Origin of the sequence: Bradyrhizobium sp. CCGB20 (assembly GCF_024199855.1) — a bacterium.
In the GTDB taxonomy this organism is placed as follows: Bacteria; Pseudomonadota; Alphaproteobacteria; order Rhizobiales; family Xanthobacteraceae; genus Bradyrhizobium.
This window is the reverse complement of record NZ_JANADN010000001.1, coordinates 3,784,490-3,801,584: the sequence shown is the minus strand read 5'-3', so window position 1 is coordinate 3,801,584 and position 17,095 is coordinate 3,784,490. Positions and strand designations below refer to the sequence as shown.

The following is a 17,095-nucleotide window of genomic DNA, read 5'->3' as shown; positions in this document are numbered from 1 at the left end:
GCTGGTCTCCGGATTGAGATTGTTCAGAACGCGGGGATCTGGCCCGGCAGCTTGTCCTTGATGATCTGGCGGATCGTGTCGTTCTGATAGGCGCGCACCAGCTTCGCGACCCAGGGCGCATCCTTGTCCTTCTCGCGAACGGCGATGAAGTTGTTGTAGGGATTGTTGACGGGGGACTCGATCGCGATGGAATCCTTGCCCGGGATGAGGCCGGCCGGGACGGCATAGTTCGTGTTGATGACCGCGGCATCGACATCGTCGAGGCTGCGCGGCAGCTGGGCGGCATCGATTTCGCGAATCCTGAGCTTTTTGGGATTTCCGGTCACGTCGAGCGCGGTCGGCAGAATCCCGACCCCATCCTTGAGCTCGATCAGCTTCTCGGCCTGAAGCAGCCGCAAGGCGCGGCCGCCGTTCGACGGGTCGTTCGGGATTCCGACCGAAGCGCCGTCCTTGATCTCGGCGACCGATCTCGCCTTCCTGGAATAGAGGCCGATCGGGGCCACGATGGTCTCGCCAACCGCGACGATCTTGTATCCCCTCGCGTTGATCTGGTTGTCCAGGAAGGGCTTGTGCTGGAAGGCATTCGCATCGAGATCGCCAACATCCAGCGCGGCATTGGGCAGCAGGTAGTCGTTGAAGACGACGACTTGAACGTCGAGGCCGTCCTTGGCGGCGATCTCCTTGACCTTGGCCCAGACGATTTCGGCATCGCCGCCCGATATCCCGACCTTGATCTTCTGATCCGCGGAGGCCGGTGCGGCGAACAGGGCAAGGGCGGCCATCACGAGAAGCAAGTGGCGTCTCATAGTCTGCGATCTCCTTCTTGAGCGATCATTTGTTTCGACGCCTAGCCGACGCGGGCGACCAGGACGTCCGCCGTGGCCTCCGCGAATTCGGAAGACATGTCGTGGAAGAGAGCAAGTTCCTGAACCGTCGCGGCACGCGGACGATGGCTCGACGCCATCGCACCTCGCTGGTTGAGGAAAAACCGGTCCAGCGCCTGCACAAAACCCGGCGAACCCGCGATCTCCGCAGCATGCCTCTCGCTTCCAGCCACGAAGGCAAAGCTCATCCGGTTGACGTCGACGACATAGATCATGGCGTGATGCCCTTGTGCAGCGCGCTATCCTAGCTGCTGAAGCCCGCCGGGATGAATGCCGGTAGCTTCTCCTCGATGAACTGCTTCACCTCGGGCGAGTTGAACACCTGGATGAACGCCTTCAGGCGCGGATCGTCCTTCTTGTCGGGGCGGGCTGTGAAGCGCAGCACAAGACCTTCGTCGACGGTGCGATCGATGATCAGTGCAGACTTCGGGTCGCCGCCGGCCGGGATGAGATAGGTGATGTTGACGAGCGCCAGCGTCACGTCGTCGAGCGAACGATAGGTCTGCGCGGGGTCGAGCTCGACGATCTTGAGGTTCTTCGGGTTTTCGGTGATGTCGAACTTGCTGACCGAAAAGCCCTTGCCCGGCGTCAGCTTGATCAGCCCGGCCCGCTCCAGCAGAATCAGCCCGCGCGCACCGTTGAGCGGCTCGTTCGGGATGGCGACGCTGTCGCCCGACTTGATCTCGTCGAGCTTCTTGATCTTCTTCGAGAACAGACCGACCGGCGCGATCACGCCGACCTTGTCGGCCTGCACCAGATTGAAGCCGCGCTGCTTGTTCTGAAGCGCGAGGTAAGTCGCATGCTGGAACAGATTGGCATCGACCTCGCCGCTGTTCACGACCTCGTTCAGCGCCACCCAATCCGACAGCTCGACGATCTTGACGTGCTGCCCTTTCTCCTTGGCGAGCTTGGCGGCAAAAGACGCCAAATGCCCAACGGGGCCGGCGCTGGTCGCGATCTTCAGCGGTTCGCCCGCGAAGGCGGCTGCCATGAATGCAAGCCAGATACCGGCAGCCTGGGCGGTACGACGAAGGATCTTCATTGTCTCAAATTCCCGTTTCAATTCAGGTGAAAGGTCTCACGCGGCCTTGCGCGCACCGGCATCGGCCTGCGCCAGCGCCTGGCCGAGGTCAGCCAGGATGTCGTCGGGATGCTCGATGCCGACCGACAGGCGGACGTAGCCGGGGGTCACGCCGGCTGCGAGCTGCTCGGCCGGAGTGAGCTGCTGATGCGTCGTCGATGCCGGATGAATGGCGAGCGAGCGGGCGTCGCCGATATTGGCGACGTGATAGAATAGTTTCAGCGCATCGATGAAGCGACGGCCGGCTTCGACGCCACCTTTCAGCTCGAAGCCGACAAGCCCGCCGAAGCCGCCCTTCAGATAGGCATCCGCCCTGCGCCGGTTCTCTCCGGTCTGCAGGCCGGGGAAGATCACGTTCGACACCGACGGATGCTTGGCGAGGAAATTCGCGACCTTCCCCGCATTCTCGTTGTGCTGGCGGATGCGCAGCGGCAGGGTCTCGAGGCCCTGGATGAACTGGAAGGCATTCTGCGGCGCGATCGATGCGCCAAGGTCGCGCAGCAGCTTGACGCGGGCGCGCAGAATGTAGGCAATCGGGCCGAGCGGCTTCGCGGCCTCGGTCCAGATCGCACCGTGATAGGCCTCATCGGGCTTGTTCAGCAGCGGGAAGCGATCCGCATGTGCGGCCCAGTCGAAATTGCCGCCGTCGACGATGGCGCCGCCGATCGCAGTGCCATGGCCGCCGATATACTTCGTGGTCGAATAGACCACCACCGCAGCGCCATGCTCGAACGGCCGCGCGATCAGCGGCGAAGCCGTGTTGTCGAGGATCAGCGGCACGCCAAGCGAGCGGCCGATGTCGGCAACTTCCTTGATGGGGAATACATTGAGCTTGGGATTCGGCAGTGTCTCGCCGAAATAGGCTCGCGTCTTCGCGTCGGTGGCACGGCGGAAATTTTCGGGATCGACGGGATCGACGAAACGGACCTCGATGCCGAACTGCTTCAGGGTTTGCGAGAGCAGCGTCCACGTGCCGCCATAAAGGTCCGTCGACGACACGATATTGTCGCCGGCCTGCGCGATATTGAAGATCGCGAATGCCGACGCCGTCTGTCCGGAGGCAACCGCGAGGGCGGCGGCGCCACCTTCGAGTGCAGCAAGCCTGTCCTCAAATGCCTGCTGGGTCGGATTGCCGATGCGGGTGTAGATCGGCCCGAGTTGTTCGAGCGCGAACAGGCGCGAGGCGTGGTCGGTGTTTTCGAACTGGAACGACGTGGTCTGATAGATCGGAACCGCCACCGCACCCGTAGCGGGGTCGGTACGATACGAACCACCATGCAACGCGAGCGTCTCGAAGTTCCGGGTCTCCAACGCCATCTGCAATTCCCTTGTCTGTCTCGAGAGCGCGCACCTTGCGCGGCAAGCGGTGCTTGTCGGCGAAAATGATGCGGTCGGATTCTGCGGCTGTCGAGCGCTTCAGGAAAATAGCGATGCGCGTACTGCATCATCGTGGCCTCGCAACGCGTTTGTTTCCGCGCGTTCGCCGAATTGGAAACAAACTCGCCCATGCAAAAATGTTAGAAAATGCCGAGCGGGGTGGACGTGCTTCGCAATTGACGATCGGATCAGACCATGACGCGACCGCGCGACCTGCGCTTCAACGCCTTCAACATGACCGCGCCCAGCCACAATTGGGCGGGCCTGTGGTCGCATCCGCGTGATGCCTCGATCGACTACAACACGCTCGACTATTGGACCGGCTACGCCAGGACTGCGGAGCGCGGATTGCTCGACGGCATTTTTCTCGCGGACGTGTTCGGCGTGTACGACGTCTATGGCGGAAATGCCGAGGCTGCCGCGCGGCATGCGGTCCAGCTTCCCAACGCGGACCCGACGCTACTTGTGTCCGCCATGGCGCTCGTCACGGAGCATCTCGGCTTCGGCATCACGTCGAACCTGACTTTCGAGCATCCCTACCAGCTCGCACGCACGTTCTCGACACTCGACCATCTCACCAAGGGCAGAATCGGCTGGAACATCGTCACCGGCTACCTCGACAGCGGTGCACGCGGCATGGGCCTTCCGGCCGGCCGCGCGCATGACGATCGTTATGATGCGGCCGAGGACTTTCTCACCGCGGCCTACAAGCTATGGGAGGGAAGCTGGGAGGACGACGCCGTCCGCCGCGATCGCGGCAGCGGCATCTTTACCGATCCTGCAAAGCTTCATCGGGTGGTGCATGACGGTCCCTATTTCAAGGTCGACGGCATCCATCTGGCCGAGCCCTCGCCGCAGCGGACGCCGCTACTGTATCAGGCTGGCACCTCGAAACGCGGCCGTGCCTTCGCTGCCCAGCATTCGGAAGCGATCTTTCTCAACGGCCAGACCAAGCCGATCCTGGCCCGCGCCGTCCGCGAGATACGGGAGGCCGCCAAGGCCTTTGGTCGCGATCCCTACGACATCCGCCTGTTCGCCGGCGCGACCGTGATCGTGGCGCCGACACGGGCCGAGGCGAACGATCTGCTCGAGGACTATGCGCGGCATGTCGACCAGACCGGCCAGCTCGCCTTGTTGTCGGGCTGGACCGGCATCGACTTCTCGACCTATCGGCCTGACCAGCCGATCGAATATGTCGAGAGCAACGCCATCCAGTCGATGGTCGAGAATTTCACAATACGCAGCGACCGGCCGGTCAATGTCGGCGATCTCGCCCGATTGAGCCGTGCCGGCGCGCGGTCGCCCTTCGTGGTCGGCTCGCCGCAGGACGTCGCCGACGAGCTGATCGCCTGGGCTGACGAGACCGACGTCGACGGCTTCAACCTGTTCCGCCTGGTCGCTCCGGAATCGCTGAATGCCTTCGTCGATCTCGTGGTGCCGGAGCTGCAATCGCGCGGCGTCTACAAGACCGCCTACCGCGAGGGCACGCTGCGCGAAAAGCTGTTTCCGGGACGTGGCCCGCGGCTGCACACGACGCATCCCGGCGCGGGTTTTCGGCGGTTGCCGTCAAAGAGTTCGTTTCATTCCGACGCCGCCGAATAGCGCTGCTTGCCGGTGCGCTTTACCGCAGGGGAAATCCCGTTCTCGCATTGAAACCCGCCGGAGAATGTTCGTTCCCTGCCGAACCATACCTTGAAATTGCAAGGCGAGCTCGTTTACAGGCACATTGCGGACTTGCTGCTGTGACAACGCGCCGCCGAAAGCGGCTCAGCTTCAGGACAATTCTTCATGTCTCATCTCACGTCCCGCCTGCGGATCCTCGCCGCGGCCACGCTCGGCCTCTTTGTCATGGCGGCCGTTCGGCCTGCGATGTCCGAGGAGATCCGCATCGGCTATCAAAAGTCCTCGACGCTGACGGCGATCCTGAAAACGAACGGTGAGCTCGAGAAGGCGTTGAAGCCACTCGGCATCACGGTCTCATGGCACGAATTCACCAGCGGCTTGCCGTTGCTGGAGGCCATCAATATCGGGAGCATCGATTTCGGCGCCGACGTCGCCGACACGGTGCCGATCTTCGCGCAGGCGGCCGGCGCCAAGCTCGCCTATATCGCGGAGGAAGCCGCCTCGCCGGCGGCACAGGCGATCGTGATTCCGGAATCTTCGGCCATCAAGACCGTCGCTGAACTCAAAGGCAAGAAGGTGGCCGTGACCAAGGGCGCGGGCAGCCACTATCTGCTGCTCGCAGCACTGGCGAAATCCGGGCTCAGCTTCAAGGACATTACACCCGCTTATCTGACGCCGGCGGACGGCCGCGCGGCCTTCGTCAGCAACAATGTGGATGCATGGGTCGCGTGGGATCCGTTCCTGACCAGCGCCCTGCACCAGACCAAAGGCAAGATCCTGTCCGATGGTAGCAATGGCCTTGCGAGCTACAAGCGCTATTACCTCGCCTCCGCCGCTTATGCGAACAAGCATGCCGAGGTGCTCAACGTGATCTTTGCGAAGCTCTCCGCGACCGGAAAATGGGTGAAGGCGCAGCCGAAGGAAGCTGCCACATTGCTCGCCGGGCTCTGGGGTATCGACGCGGCAACCGTCGAGGAAGCCAACAGCCACCGCTCCTATCAAGTGGGCGCGGTCACCGGTCCGGGCCTGTCCGAGCAGCAGCGCATTGCCGATGCATTCCACGCCGAAGGCCTGATCCCCGTGAAGATCGACACCACGGTCATCAAGATCTGGTCGCCGAAGGGTTCCTGATCAGGTTGCTCGCCTTGCTGCGTACCATGATCGGACAACGCGCTGACCTCTGGAATTCAAATGCCGCCACGTCAACTGCACCTGAACGTCAACCTGCTTCACTCCGGCGTCTATCCGTCGGCCTGGCGCCTGCCGGACAGCGATCCGCGCGCCTTCTTCGATCTCGGCCATTACGTGCGCGTGGCGCAGATAGCGGAGCGCGGCAAGCTCGACGCGATCTTTCTCGCGGATTCCCCGGCCGTGAACGATCGCATCGACTACCGGTCGTTCACCTCGCTGGAGCCGACCATCATTCTGGCGACGGTTGCAGCCGCGACAACGCACGTCGGCCTGATCGGCACCGTGTCCACGACCTACAACGAGCCCTACAACATCGCGCGCCGCTTCGTGACGCTAGACCATGCCAGTGGCGGCCGTTCGGGATGGAACGCGGTCACCACCGCAGATGCCGCTTCAAGCCGCAATTTCGGCCTCACGCGTGCAGTGGAGCACAAGGCCCGCTACGAGCGCGCCAAGGAATTCACGGAAATCGTCCACGCGCTGTTCGACAGCTGGGAGGACGACGCCTTCGTCGGCGACAAGGCGAGCGCGCGGTTCGTCGATACGTCGAAAGTGCATCCGATCGCGCATCGTGGCCCGTATTATTCGGTGGCGGGGCCGCTGAACGTGCCGCGCTCGCCGCAGGGGCGGCCAGTCACGGTGCAGGCGGGCGGCTCAAGCGACGGCCGCGACTTCGCAGCGGCCTACGCTGAAGCCGTGTTCACGCTGGCGCAGTCGATCGAGGAAGGTGTTGCCTATGCGCGCGATCTGCGCACGCGTGCGGCGGCTTACGGGCGTTCCGGCGATTCCATCGTCACACTGCCCGGATTGGCCACGGTCATCGGCGGCACCGAGGCCGAAGCGAAGCGGCGGCAGGATGAACTCTGGGAGCTGGTCCCGATCGAATACAGCCTGGCGCGTCTTGCCGGCACGCTACAGATCGACCCTTCGCTGCTCGAGCTCGACAAGCCGCTTCCCGATCCGTTGCCGCTTCCCGCCAACGCCAACCACACCATGTTCCAGGGCACCGTGAACATCGCCCGCCGCGACAACCTCACCGTCCGCCAATTGATCCGCGCCCTCGGCGGCGGCGTCGGTCATCGCATCATCGTCGGCACGCCAGAACAGATCGCAGACGATATCGAGGCCTGGTTCAAGGCTGGCGCCGCGGACGGATTCAACCTGATGCCGGATGTTCTGCCGACGGGGCTGGAGACCTTCGTCGACACCGTCGTACCGATCCTGCAGAAGCGCGGCCTGTTCCGGACCAACTACACCGGCACGACATTGCGTGACCATTTTGGTCTGCCGCGACCGCCGAGCCGCTTTGCTAAGCGAGCGCCGGAAGTCGCTTCGGCCTGAGTTACGCCAGAGACCGGGCGATCCTCCCGGACGGCCCGTCCGACTGTCTCGCCCGAACGCGGGGGATGATCTCTTCCGCGAAGCGCCTCATCTCGGCTTCGAAAGGTTGGAATTGCAGCATGAAGAGTTCGATGCCCGCCGTATGGAACGCCTCGATGCGCGCCGCGACCTCGTCGTAGCTGCCGACCAGCCCGGCGGCGGTGCCGCCATTGCTGCCGACCCGCGGCGTCTTCTGCATGGTCTGCATCATCACAACCTTCGGGTCCGTATTCTGCTTCTGGATCGCCTTCATCGGCGCATCCTTTGCGGCAAGGCTAAGCAGCCGCTCATGAGCGGCCTGCGCCTCTTCCCGGGTCTCCCGCGCGACGACAAAGGCGGATAGGCCGAAGCGCAATGGCGGCGCCGAACCGCGCGGGCGGGCCGCGACATCCGCAATCAAGCCGGCGACGTCGTCGAGCGGCTGGCCGTTGATGAACCAGACGTCGCCATGGCCCGCGACCAGATCGCGCGCCGGCTCGGATTCGCCGCCGACATAGATGAGGGGGCGCTTGCGATAGAGGCTCGTCGGGCGCAGCGCGTAGTCGGAGACGTTGAAGTGATCGCCGCTGAAATCGAGACGCTCCCCCTCCATCAGGCGGGACACGACGGAGATCCACTCCTTGCCATAGGCATAGCGCGCATCGTGCTCGGGAAAGCCAATCCCGGCCTTCTCCAGCTCGGGCCGGTTCCAGGCATTGACCAGATTGATCGCAAAGCGACCGCGGCTGATGTTCTCGATCCCGAGCGCCAGCTTGGCCAGCACGACAGGATGATAGAGGTACGGCTTGATCGCCGCGATGATCTCGATCCGCTTGGTCAGCGCCGCAACCGCTGCCGCCGCGCTCCACGCTTCGAGCTGGTCGAGATCCTCCTGGTGCGGATTGATCGTGTGCTGCGCGATTAATGTCGAGTCGTAGCCGAGTTCCTCGGCCGCAAGAATCAGATCGCGATTGCGCTCCCAGGAGGCATCATACGGCTCCTCCGGATCCTGATGTGCCGCACGCGGCCCATGGACCAGCGCCCAGATGCCGAAGCGAAGCGGTGCGGTCGTCATCGTACTCTCCCGTGAATATCTTCACCTCGCGCGTTCTCGCCAATGCCCGGCGCAAGATCAAGCAGACGGACAGCAAAAGATTTTCTTTGTCGCGCATCGGCGCCGCGACGACAGCGGATCACTCCGGAGCGGACGACAATTGAAATACCGCTCTATTTCTGTCGACCCGATTTCGTGGGACATTTTATCGGGACAACAAGTCACTGGCGTCACACGGCTTGCATTGAATGCAGTGCGTGAAACGAGGTCTCGCGTCTTGAGCAATATCGAACTGAGCGACATCGACCGCACTGCGATTGGCGCGGAGGGCGGACCGTCGTCGCGAATCCACGAGAAGATGCGCGCTCCGGCTTCGGCGAGAGGCAAGCTCGGCGCGCGTGGCCTTCAGCTTCTGTCGTGGCTCGCGCCGGTGGTACTGGTCGTCGTCTGGGAGTGGCTGGCGCAGACAGGATTTCTCTCGCCACACGTGCTTCCCGCTCCGAGCAAGGTTATCCGAACCGCATTCAAGCTCGCAACCACGGGAACGCTGCTGAACGATCTCGGCGTCAGTCTGCTGCGAGCGGCGTCGGGATTCGTGATCGGCACGGCGGTCGGCGCAACGCTCGGCATTCTCGTCGGATTCTCCAGGATCGCTGAGGCAGCGATCGACCGCAGCGTCCAGATGATCAGGGCCATTCCATTTCTGGCGGTCCTGCCCCTTGTCATCGTCTGGCTCGGCGTCGGCGAAACGCAAAAGATCTTCCTTGTCGCACTTGGCGTCACCTTTCCGATCTACATCAATACCGTGCTCGGCATTCGACAGGTGGACCCCAAGCTGCTCGAGCTCGGCCGCGTTCAGGGCCTGAGCTCCGTTCAGCTGATCCGCCGGATTATCCTGCCCGGGGCGTTGCCGTCGATTCTGACCGGGGTCCGCTATGCGCTGGCGACGGCGTGGCTCGCGCTGGTCGTGGCTGAAACCATTGGGGCACAGTCCGGCATCGGCTTCCTCGCCATGGACGCGCGTGAATTCCTGCGCACCGACGTGATCGTGCTCACAATCGTGATCTATGCGCTGATCGGCGTCGCGGCGGACGGCATCGCGCGCTTCCTTGAACGGCGCATGCTCGCCTGGCATCCGAATTACGGAGCGGCACGATGAACGCGCATGTTGCTCCCTTGTCGGCGGCCTCGTTCGAGGCCGGACCGGCTGTCGTCGTCAGCAATCTCGTGCGCAGCTATGGCAATCGCGTCGTCATCGAACGGCTGAACCTGCGCATCGAACGGGGCGAGTTCGTTGCCCTGCTGGGCGAGAGCGGTTGTGGCAAGACCACCTTGCTGCGCGCGCTCGCAGGTCTCGATTCCGTTCAGGCCGGTCGTATCGTGGCGCCGCGGCGGCCGGCCGTGGTGTTCCAGGAGCACCGGCTTTTGCCCTGGGACAGCCTCTGGCGCAATGTTTCGCTTGGCCTGCAGGTGCCCAACGCGCGCCAGCGCGCCGCCGAGGCCTTGACCGAGGTCGGCCTCGGCGACCGTCTCGACGACTGGCCCCGCAACCTCTCCGGCGGACAGGCCCAGCGCGTCGCACTTGCCCGCGCGCTGGTCCAGCAGCCCGAACTGCTGCTCCTCGACGAGCCCTTTGCTGCACTCGATGCACTTACCCGCATCCGCATGCATGAGCTCGTCCGCGAGTTGGTCGCCAATCATCAACCAGGCGTTCTGCTCGTCACCCACGACGTCGACGAAGCCATCGCTCTGGCCGACCGCATCCTGGTGATGCGGGACGGCGCCATCGCTTACGAGCACCGCGCCGTTCGTAACGGATCGACACCCATCTCGCGCAGCGAACTCCTTGGCGAGCTCGGCGTGAAGTCTCAATCCTCCACTAATTCACTGGAAGGCCCGTATGTCTGACTCTCCCATCGCCAAGCCGTCCCGGCGCAACTTTCTCGGCACTGCAGCCTTCGGCGTCGGTGCCCTCGCCGGCCTGAACATCGGCGGTTTTGCCGAGGCCGCGACAGGCCGCACCACGGACACGGTGCGCCTGACCTGGGGACTCAGCGGCCTCAATTTGATCGCCAAGGAACGTGGTGAATTCGAAAAGGTCCTGGCCAAGGACGGTATCAAGGTCGAATGGCTCGGGCCTTTCCCGAACCATGCGCCGACCCTGCAGGCAGTGACCGGCGGCAGCGCCGATTTCAGCTTCGGCGGCAGCACCACGCCGGCACTGGCGGCGATCATTGCCGGCTCACCCTTGGTGTTCACCCAGTTCGTAGTCTACGAGCCCCGCACCACAGCCATCATCGCCAAGGACGGTTCCGGCATCGACAAGGTGGAAGACCTCGTCGGCAAATCGGTCGCGGTCAACCGCTCCGGGCTCGGCGAATTCCTGCTGGTGGCCGCGCTCGAGAAGCACAAGGTCGACCGCTCTGCGGTCAAGTTCGTCTATCTCAATCCCCCCGACGCGGCGCCGGCGCTCGCCTCCGGCAAGGTCGATGCCTGGTCGATGTGGAGCCCCGGCGTCGATATCGCTCGCCTCGAATACAAGGCGCATGACATTTTCCTGGAAGGCCGCGATCTCGACTTCCAGATCGATTATACGTCCTACCTCACCACCCGGAAATTCGCGACCGACAATCCCGCGCTGGTGCGCGCCGTGAACGATGCGTTCCGTGCTGAAGGGAAGTGGATCTCGGAGAACGGCAAGGACGCCGAGTACATCGCCCAAAAGGCCGGCAAGTACAGCGACGAGGTCCGCGACCAGTTCATCGCGCTCAAGCGCCAGTACCGCTACTTCGCCGTCAACGACGAACGGTTCATCAGCGAGCTGCAAAAGGCCGCCGACTGGCTCGTCGCCCGCAAGGTTTTGCCCGAGCCGGTCAAGGTGACCGACCATCTCGCCCAGCTCTGAGAACGTGACCAACAGGCCAATCATGAACAAGACCGTTTCTGCCCCGTCCTTGACGACATCCGAGCCACTCAAGACAGGCTCGCCGGAACTGGAGGCGCTGCTCAACCAGATCGCCGATGGCGCGAGCGCGCGCGAGCGCGACCGTGTGCTGCCCTTCGATGTCATCGACCTCATTCGTCGCGGCCGCCTCGGTGCCTTGCGGCTGCCCATCGCCGCTGGCGGTGCCGGCAGCACGATCCGCGATCTTTTCGCTTTCGTCATCCGCCTCGGCGAGGCCGATGCGAACGTGGCCCATATCCTGCGCAACCATTTCAGCGTGGTTGAGCGGCTGGTGCGGACCCCCAAGGACGATCAGAGCCGCGAGTGGCAGAAGGCCGTCGCCGAGGGCGCGATCATTGGGCTTGCGACGACCGAGCTCGAAAGCCCGCGCGTCGGCAATGTGACGCCCGGCACGACGTTTACGCCTGACGGGAGCGGCGATTTCCTGCTGAACGGCACCAAATACTACAGCACCGGCACTCTCTACTCCGATTTCGTCCTGGTCCGCGCGGCCGATCCTTCGGGAGCGACCAGCGCGACGATCGTTCCGATCAAGCGCGAGGGCATCGAGCTGGTCGACGATTGGGACGGTCTCGGCCAGAGGCTCACAGCCACCGGAACGACCCACTTCCGCAACGTCAGGATCAAGCGGCAGGAAGTCGTGTTCGACACGCGCGACGGCGGCTACGGCGTTCCCTATTCCAACACGTTTGCCCAACTCTTCCTGACCGCGATCGTCGCGGGGATTGCGCGCGCGACCTTGCGGGACGCCACCGCGCTCGTGCGTTCGCGCAAGCGCACGTTCTACTATGCCCCGACCGAAATCCCGACCGATGATCCGCTTCTGCAGCAGACGGTGGGCCAGATCGCCAGCGGCGCTTTTGCGGCCGAGACGGTCGTGCTTGCCGCCGCCGAAGCGCTGGATGTCGCGACCGACGCGTTTGACGCCGGCGCGTCGAACGCCACGGAGGCGGCCCACACCGCCGCGCTGCTGTCGGCCAAGGCCAAGATCATTGCCGATGATTTCGCGATCCGCGGCGGCAGCCTGCTGTTCGACGTCGGCGGCGCCTCGGCGACCAAGAAAGTCACCAATTTCGACCGTCACTGGCGCAATGCGCGAACGCTCTCCTCGCACAATCCGACCACCTACAAGGCGCGTTCGATCGGTGAGCACGAGATCAATGGCACGCCGTTGCCGGCAAAGGGCTTCTTTTAAGCCATGCCGGCGCGCGAGGGTCCGCCCCAGGGAGAAACGGATATGGGAAGATCCGATATCCATCTTGTCACTGACAGCAATGAGATCGAGCGTCAGTTCCGCGGGGTCATGCGCCGCCTCGCCGGCGGCGTCAGCATCATCACTGCCGGGCGTGACGACGACATCACGGGCATGACGGTCACGTCGCTCACCTCCTTAAGCGCAAGCCCGCCGCGTGTGTTGGTCAGCGTCAATCGCCAGGCGTCATCCTTCGCATTGATCGAGCGCTTCGGTACGTTCGGCGTGAACATCCTCGGCTCTGACCAGCAGGATCTGGCAGACCGCTTCAGCAACGCCCGCCTCAAGGGCTCGCAGCGCTTCGAGGGCATTGCCTGGTCTGCCGGAACCTCGGGCGTGCCACTCCTTGGAAACTCGCTGGCGACCGTCGAATGCCGGGTCGAGGAGATCATCGAGCGCTATTCGCATGGAATCATCGTCGGCAGTCTCTTGAGCTTCGAGCTGTCGCCCCACCTCTCCGGGCTGGTGTACTGGAACGGCCAGTACATCGAGATCAACCACGATTTCGACCTCGATCTTCTCGCCGAGATCAGCATTCCCCTGGCACATGTCAGATGAGATGGGATGAAGCACGAATTATCACGCAAACCATCCGACGATCGCGGCCCCGATAGCCCGGCCCAGAAGCGCTGGCAGCTCGAGCAACTCGTCGCGGCACTCCGTGTCTCCCGCGAGGAGACCCACAGCATTCGCCGGGATGGCGAGGCCCGCCGCGCGCCGTCGCGCGAGGCGCTCCAGTCGATCTTGGACGGCTTCACTGAAGCACTGTTCCCCCGCCACTACGGCCAGTTCGATCTCGACGGCGAGAATATCGACTATTTCGTCGGCAACCGCCTGAGCATCGCACTCGACGGCCTCTGCGACCAGGTTCACCGCGCTGCGCTGTTCATCGGGGACGAGCTCGTACCCGGCTTCGAGCGTCAGGACGCGATCGAGCTGACGCGCCGATTCGCCTCGCAGCTTGCCGATGTCCGCGGGCTGATCATCAGCGACCTCCGCGCCGCCTTCGTTGGCGACCCCGCCGCCAGGAACTTTCCGGAGATTCTGATCGGCTATCCCGGCATGACCGCGATCATCCATCATCGCCTCGCCCACATTCTCCATCAGTTCGGCGCGCGCCTGATTGCTCGCCTGGTCGCGGAGATCGCGCACACAAGGACCGGCATTGACATTCATCCCGGCGCCAGCATCGGCTCCGGCTTCTTCATCGATCATGGCACGGGCGTCGTCATCGGCGAGACCGCCATCATCGGTGACAATGTCCGAATCTACCAGGCCGTGACGCTCGGCGCCCGGCACTTTCCGACCGATGACGACGGCCATCTGATCAAGGGCGACGCGCGGCATCCGATCGTCGAGGACGATGTCGTAATCTATGCCGGCGCCACCATTCTCGGCCGGGTCACGATCGGCCGGGGCTCGACCATCGGCGGCAACGTCTGGGTGACCCAGGACGTGCCGCCGAACAGCATGGTCACCCAGGCTACGGCCCGCAACAAGCAGAGCTAGACAGCCGGCGCCTTCCAGCGCGTCAGGCGGCGTTCCAGCGCCTCGAGGATCGCGTTGAAGACAAGGCCAATCACGGTGATGCCGAGGATGCCGAAATACATCTGCGGGATCAGAAAGCTGTACTGGCTGTTGATGATGAGATAGCCGAGGCCGGATTTCGCGCCGACCATTTCGGAGGCCACCAGCACCAGCATCGCGGATGCGCTCGCGAGCCGAATGCCGACGAAGATCGTCGGCAGCGACGCCGGCAGGATCACTTTCCGGAACAGCTGGCTTGGCGTCGCGCCCATCGTCCGTGCCGACTTGACCAGCAGCGGATCGACCTGGCGGACGGCCGCGATGGTATTGAGCAGCAGCGGCCAGGCGCAGCTATAGATCACCATCGAGACCTTCGAGAGCTCACCGATTCCCAGCAGCAGGATGAAGACCGGCAGCAACGCAAGCGGTGCCGTGTTGCGCGCGATTTCGATGATCTGGTTGAGGAGATCGCCGAGCCGGGCATACCATCCCGTCAGCACACCCAGCGGCACGAACAGGGCGATGGCGATCAGGAAGCCACTGAGCGCGCGTAGCAGGCTGGCGCCGACGTCGTCATAGAGCTCTCCGCTCTGCGCGAGCTGCCAGCCCGCGGCGATCACCTCGGAGAACGGCGGCAGGAACGTCTGGTCGATCAGGCCGAGTCGCGGCGCCGTCTCCCAGAGGGCGAGAAACAAGAGCAGCAGCAGGGATCTCTGCCCGATGGCGCCGAACCATCGCGCGACGCCGCCCGTGGCTGCGGCCAGCGCGCCGGCGCGTTGCCTGGCGCGGTCTTTCGGGCTCCCCTCGGCCAACTCCAGCAGCGTCAGGATCTCCAGATTAGACATGGGCCAGCTCCTTCGCCTTTGCGCCGCGCTCGCCGTCCGGAGCGCGCACCTGCGATCCTTGCGCTTGCGACCCTTGCGCCTTCAGCACCTCGTCGCGCAGCAAGGACCAGACCTCGTGCCTGACCTGCCCGAACCGGGGCAGCGAGCGGACGTCTTCGGTCTCGCTGTGCAGCTCGTCGGGGATATCGACGACCTGCTTGATACGGCCAGGACGCGAGGTCATGACGGCAACGCGCTGGCCGAGGACGACGGCCTCGTCGATGCCGTGCGTGATGAACAGGATGGTCTTTCCGGTGCTGCGCCAGATTCGCAGCAACTCGCCCTGCAGTGTCTCGCGCGTCTGCGCATCGAGGGCCGCGAACGGCTCGTCCATCAGCAGAACCTCGGGGTCATAAGCAAGGCTGCGGGCGATCGCGACGCGCTGCTTCATGCCGCCGGAGAGCTCGTGCGGATAGCGGTTGGCGAAGCCGGACAGTCCGACCAAGTCGAGGTAATGCAGTGCCCTCTCCCGCCGCTCCCTGGCTTTCAGGCCGGCAATGTCGAGCCCGAACTCGACGTTCTGCGCGGCCGTGCGCCAGGGAAACAGCGCATATTGCTGGAACACGATGCCGCGGTCGCGCGCCGGCCCCTCGATGGGCTTGCCGTCGAGGAGGATGCGCCCGCTGCTCGGCGTCGTCAGCCCGCCGAGCAGGTCCAGCAGGGTCGACTTGCCGCATCCACTCGGCCCGACCAACGCCAGGAATTCGCCGGCACGAACGTCCAGCTCGATATCTTCCAGCGCGGTAAAGCGCTCCGTCGGCCCGCCATCCTTACCGCGGACCAGGAATTCCTTCCGCACATGCTCAAAGCGGATCTTGGCCGTGGTCATTTGGCCTCCGCGGTCTTGCCGGGGCGGAAGTAGTTGAACGCGTTGGTGTAGAGATCGGACGGTTTGAGCTGGTCCTGCTTCAGGAGACCATCCTTCACCAGCCAGTCGACCCAGACCTGGAGTTCGGCATCGCCGATCACGCCGCCCTTGGTCGCGACACCCGTGCTCTTCCAGTATTTGATGGGCGTTGCGTCCTCGTTGCGCTTGCGCTCGGCGATGACGCGCTCAAAGCGGGCCCGAACCTCTTCCGGCGGCGTGGTCTGCGCCCAGGCGATGGCACGGGAGATGCCTTCGATCAGCTTGCGCGAAGTGTTCGGGTTGTCCTTGATGAACTTGTCCCGCAGCACATAGGAGCCGCCAGTGAAGTTGCCGAAGATGTCGGTATCCGCAAACAGCCTCCGGATGCCGCCGCGTTCCAGCGCCTTGTCGCGCAGCACGCCGTTGAGCGTGCTGACCTCAACCTGTCCCTGCCGCAACGCCTGCTCGCCCGTGACCGGTGGGATCGCGACCAGCGTCACCTGTTTTGCTTCCGCCGGCGTCAGGCCGTTGCGGGCCAGATATTCGCGCAGCACGAATTCGAGATGCGCACCCAGCGTGTTGACGGCGACCTTCTTGCCGATCAGATCCCGCGCGGATTTGATCGGGCTGTCCTCCTTCACATAGTAGCCGTTGTAGGTGTTGTCGTCCGAACCGTAGTACCCGACCACCGCCTTGATCGGCGCCTTGGCGGCGATCAGCTTGATGATCGCACCGTAAAAAGCGCCGCCGATGTCGATATCGCCGGTGACGACGGTCTGGATGTCCTGCGGACCGCTGATGGTGTTGCCGATCCATTTGAGCTTGAGCGGAGCCAGATAGCCGAGGTCGTCGGCGAGCTCGATGAATGTGACCTGGCCGGCCCAGCCCTGGTAGCGGATCTCGGTCTTCTCGAGCTGCGGCTCGGCCATGGCACTTCCGACGAGACCGATCAGGCCAAGAGCGGTAAGGCCGAGTTGACGGCCTCTTGCACGCAAACCGGCAACCAGGCGGCGTAGTGTGGAGATAGCAATTCTCATCGTGTTCACTCCTT

At 63.8% G+C, this 17,095-nt stretch carries 17 protein-coding genes; 9 read left to right on the top strand and 8 right to left on the bottom strand.

The window, feature by feature from the left end; genetic code table 11:
• Positions 1–23: 23 nt before the first annotated feature.
• From NLM15_RS17300 to NLM15_RS17285, 4 genes are read right to left on the bottom strand one after another with little or no spacing between them, the layout of a single operon-like run.
• The gene (locus NLM15_RS17300; protein ID WP_254118279.1) at positions 24–806 is read right to left on the bottom strand and encodes a MetQ/NlpA family ABC transporter substrate-binding protein; all 783 of its coding nucleotides are present in this window, start codon (positions 804–806) and stop codon (positions 24–26) included.
• Positions 807–847: 41 nt separating this feature from the next.
• Positions 848–1,099: a hypothetical protein gene (locus tag NLM15_RS17295; protein WP_254118277.1), complete on the bottom strand. Its 252-nt coding sequence runs from the start codon at positions 1,097–1,099 to the stop codon at positions 848–850.
• A gap of 29 nt (positions 1,100–1,128) precedes the next feature.
• On the bottom strand, positions 1,129–1,926 hold the full coding sequence (locus tag NLM15_RS17290; RefSeq protein ID WP_254118276.1) for a MetQ/NlpA family ABC transporter substrate-binding protein: 798 nt from the start codon (positions 1,924–1,926) through the stop codon (positions 1,129–1,131).
• Positions 1,927–1,962: 36 nt separating this feature from the next.
• The gene (locus tag NLM15_RS17285; RefSeq protein ID WP_254118274.1) at positions 1,963–3,282 is read right to left on the bottom strand and encodes an O-acetylhomoserine aminocarboxypropyltransferase/cysteine synthase family protein; all 1,320 of its coding nucleotides are present in this window, start codon (positions 3,280–3,282) and stop codon (positions 1,963–1,965) included.
• A 255-nt stretch (positions 3,283–3,537) separates the two neighbouring features.
• On the opposite strand from NLM15_RS17285, the gene NLM15_RS17280 reads away from it, so the two are divergent.
• The 3 genes from NLM15_RS17280 to NLM15_RS17270 all read left to right on the top strand — a co-directional run bounded on the left by NLM15_RS17280 (position 3,538) and on the right by NLM15_RS17270 (position 7,497).
• Entirely contained in the window at positions 3,538–4,944 is a 1,407-nt protein-coding gene (locus NLM15_RS17280; RefSeq protein ID WP_254118273.1) for an LLM class flavin-dependent oxidoreductase, read from the top strand.
• 186 nt (positions 4,945–5,130) lie between these two features.
• On the top strand, positions 5,131–6,096 hold the full coding sequence (locus NLM15_RS17275) for an aliphatic sulfonate ABC transporter substrate-binding protein (protein WP_254118272.1): 966 nt from the start codon (positions 5,131–5,133) through the stop codon (positions 6,094–6,096).
• A 60-nt stretch (positions 6,097–6,156) separates the two neighbouring features.
• The gene (locus NLM15_RS17270; RefSeq protein ID WP_254118271.1) at positions 6,157–7,497 is read left to right on the top strand and encodes an LLM class flavin-dependent oxidoreductase; all 1,341 of its coding nucleotides are present in this window, start codon (positions 6,157–6,159) and stop codon (positions 7,495–7,497) included.
• Between the two features lies 1 nt (position 7,498).
• Here NLM15_RS17270 and NLM15_RS17265 read toward each other — a convergent pair whose 3' ends face one another.
• Complete coding sequence (locus NLM15_RS17265) at positions 7,499–8,590, bottom strand: LLM class flavin-dependent oxidoreductase (protein WP_254118269.1); 1,092 nt, start codon at positions 8,588–8,590, stop codon at positions 7,499–7,501.
• Between the two features lie 337 nt (positions 8,591–8,927).
• Between NLM15_RS17265 and NLM15_RS17260 the strand changes: the two genes are divergently transcribed.
• From NLM15_RS17260 to epsC, 6 genes are read left to right on the top strand one after another with little or no spacing between them, the layout of a single operon-like run.
• On the top strand, positions 8,928–9,728 hold the full coding sequence (locus NLM15_RS17260; protein WP_254124270.1) for an ABC transporter permease subunit: 801 nt from the start codon (positions 8,928–8,930) through the stop codon (positions 9,726–9,728).
• Positions 9,725–10,477 carry an ABC transporter ATP-binding protein gene (locus tag NLM15_RS17255; protein WP_254118268.1) on the top strand — a complete coding sequence of 251 codons (753 nt, stop codon included), beginning with the start codon at positions 9,725–9,727 and terminating at the stop codon, positions 10,475–10,477. Before NLM15_RS17260 ends, NLM15_RS17255 begins: the two co-directional genes overlap by 4 nt.
• On the top strand, positions 10,470–11,474 hold the full coding sequence (locus NLM15_RS17250) for an NrtA/SsuA/CpmA family ABC transporter substrate-binding protein (protein ID WP_254118266.1): 1,005 nt from the start codon (positions 10,470–10,472) through the stop codon (positions 11,472–11,474). Before NLM15_RS17255 ends, NLM15_RS17250 begins: the two co-directional genes overlap by 8 nt.
• 22 nt (positions 11,475–11,496) lie before the next feature.
• Positions 11,497–12,729, top strand: a complete 1,233-nt coding sequence (locus NLM15_RS17245) for an acyl-CoA dehydrogenase (RefSeq protein ID WP_254118264.1) — start codon at positions 11,497–11,499, stop codon at positions 12,727–12,729.
• 42 nt (positions 12,730–12,771) lie between these two features.
• The gene (locus NLM15_RS17240) at positions 12,772–13,344 is read left to right on the top strand and encodes a flavin reductase family protein (protein WP_254124269.1); all 573 of its coding nucleotides are present in this window, start codon (positions 12,772–12,774) and stop codon (positions 13,342–13,344) included.
• 6 nt (positions 13,345–13,350) lie between these two features.
• Positions 13,351–14,295: a serine O-acetyltransferase EpsC gene (gene epsC / locus NLM15_RS17235; protein WP_254118262.1), complete on the top strand. Its 945-nt coding sequence runs from the start codon at positions 13,351–13,353 to the stop codon at positions 14,293–14,295.
• Here epsC and NLM15_RS17230 read toward each other — a convergent pair.
• From NLM15_RS17230 to NLM15_RS17220, 3 genes are read right to left on the bottom strand one after another with little or no spacing between them, the layout of a single operon-like run.
• Positions 14,292–15,158: an ABC transporter permease gene (locus NLM15_RS17230; RefSeq protein ID WP_254118261.1), complete on the bottom strand. Its 867-nt coding sequence runs from the start codon at positions 15,156–15,158 to the stop codon at positions 14,292–14,294. The two genes, epsC and NLM15_RS17230, sit on opposite strands and share 4 nt — an antisense overlap.
• Positions 15,151–16,026: an ABC transporter ATP-binding protein gene (locus NLM15_RS17225; protein WP_254118260.1), complete on the bottom strand. Its 876-nt coding sequence runs from the start codon at positions 16,024–16,026 to the stop codon at positions 15,151–15,153. Before NLM15_RS17225 ends, NLM15_RS17230 begins: the two co-directional genes overlap by 8 nt.
• Positions 16,023–17,081, bottom strand: a complete 1,059-nt coding sequence (locus NLM15_RS17220; protein WP_254118259.1) for an ABC transporter substrate-binding protein — start codon at positions 17,079–17,081, stop codon at positions 16,023–16,025. Before NLM15_RS17220 ends, NLM15_RS17225 begins: the two co-directional genes overlap by 4 nt.
• Between the last annotated feature and the right edge of the window lie 14 nt (positions 17,082–17,095).

Bases quoted from the DNA above. Each gene is read 5' to 3' on its own strand.
- NLM15_RS17260 (WP_254124270.1), top strand. From the start codon at position 8,928: ATGCGCGCTCCGGCTTCGGCGAGAGGCAAGCTCGGCGCGCGTGGCCTT.
- NLM15_RS17270 (WP_254118271.1), top strand. From the start codon at position 6,157: ATGCCGCCACGTCAACTGCACCTGAACGTCAACCTGCTTCACTCCGGC.
- NLM15_RS17240 (WP_254124269.1), top strand. From the start codon at position 12,772: ATGGGAAGATCCGATATCCATCTTGTCACTGACAGCAATGAGATCGAG.
- NLM15_RS17220 (WP_254118259.1), bottom strand. From the start codon at position 17,081: ATGAGAATTGCTATCTCCACACTACGCCGCCTGGTTGCCGGTTTGCGT.
- NLM15_RS17275 (WP_254118272.1), top strand. From the start codon at position 5,131: ATGTCTCATCTCACGTCCCGCCTGCGGATCCTCGCCGCGGCCACGCTC.
- NLM15_RS17290 (WP_254118276.1), bottom strand. From the start codon at position 1,926: ATGAAGATCCTTCGTCGTACCGCCCAGGCTGCCGGTATCTGGCTTGCA.
- NLM15_RS17225 (WP_254118260.1), bottom strand. From the start codon at position 16,026: ATGACCACGGCCAAGATCCGCTTTGAGCATGTGCGGAAGGAATTCCTG.
- NLM15_RS17295 (WP_254118277.1), bottom strand. From the start codon at position 1,099: ATGATCTATGTCGTCGACGTCAACCGGATGAGCTTTGCCTTCGTGGCT.
- NLM15_RS17255 (WP_254118268.1), top strand. From the start codon at position 9,725: ATGAACGCGCATGTTGCTCCCTTGTCGGCGGCCTCGTTCGAGGCCGGA.
- NLM15_RS17300 (WP_254118279.1), bottom strand. From the start codon at position 806: ATGAGACGCCACTTGCTTCTCGTGATGGCCGCCCTTGCCCTGTTCGCC.
- NLM15_RS17265 (WP_254118269.1), bottom strand. From the start codon at position 8,590: ATGACGACCGCACCGCTTCGCTTCGGCATCTGGGCGCTGGTCCATGGG.
- epsC (WP_254118262.1), top strand. From the start codon at position 13,351: ATGAAGCACGAATTATCACGCAAACCATCCGACGATCGCGGCCCCGAT.
- NLM15_RS17230 (WP_254118261.1), bottom strand. From the start codon at position 15,158: ATGTCTAATCTGGAGATCCTGACGCTGCTGGAGTTGGCCGAGGGGAGC.
- NLM15_RS17250 (WP_254118266.1), top strand. From the start codon at position 10,470: ATGTCTGACTCTCCCATCGCCAAGCCGTCCCGGCGCAACTTTCTCGGC.
- NLM15_RS17280 (WP_254118273.1), top strand. From the start codon at position 3,538: ATGACGCGACCGCGCGACCTGCGCTTCAACGCCTTCAACATGACCGCG.
- NLM15_RS17285 (WP_254118274.1), bottom strand. From the start codon at position 3,282: ATGGCGTTGGAGACCCGGAACTTCGAGACGCTCGCGTTGCATGGTGGT.
- NLM15_RS17245 (WP_254118264.1), top strand. From the start codon at position 11,497: ATGAACAAGACCGTTTCTGCCCCGTCCTTGACGACATCCGAGCCACTC.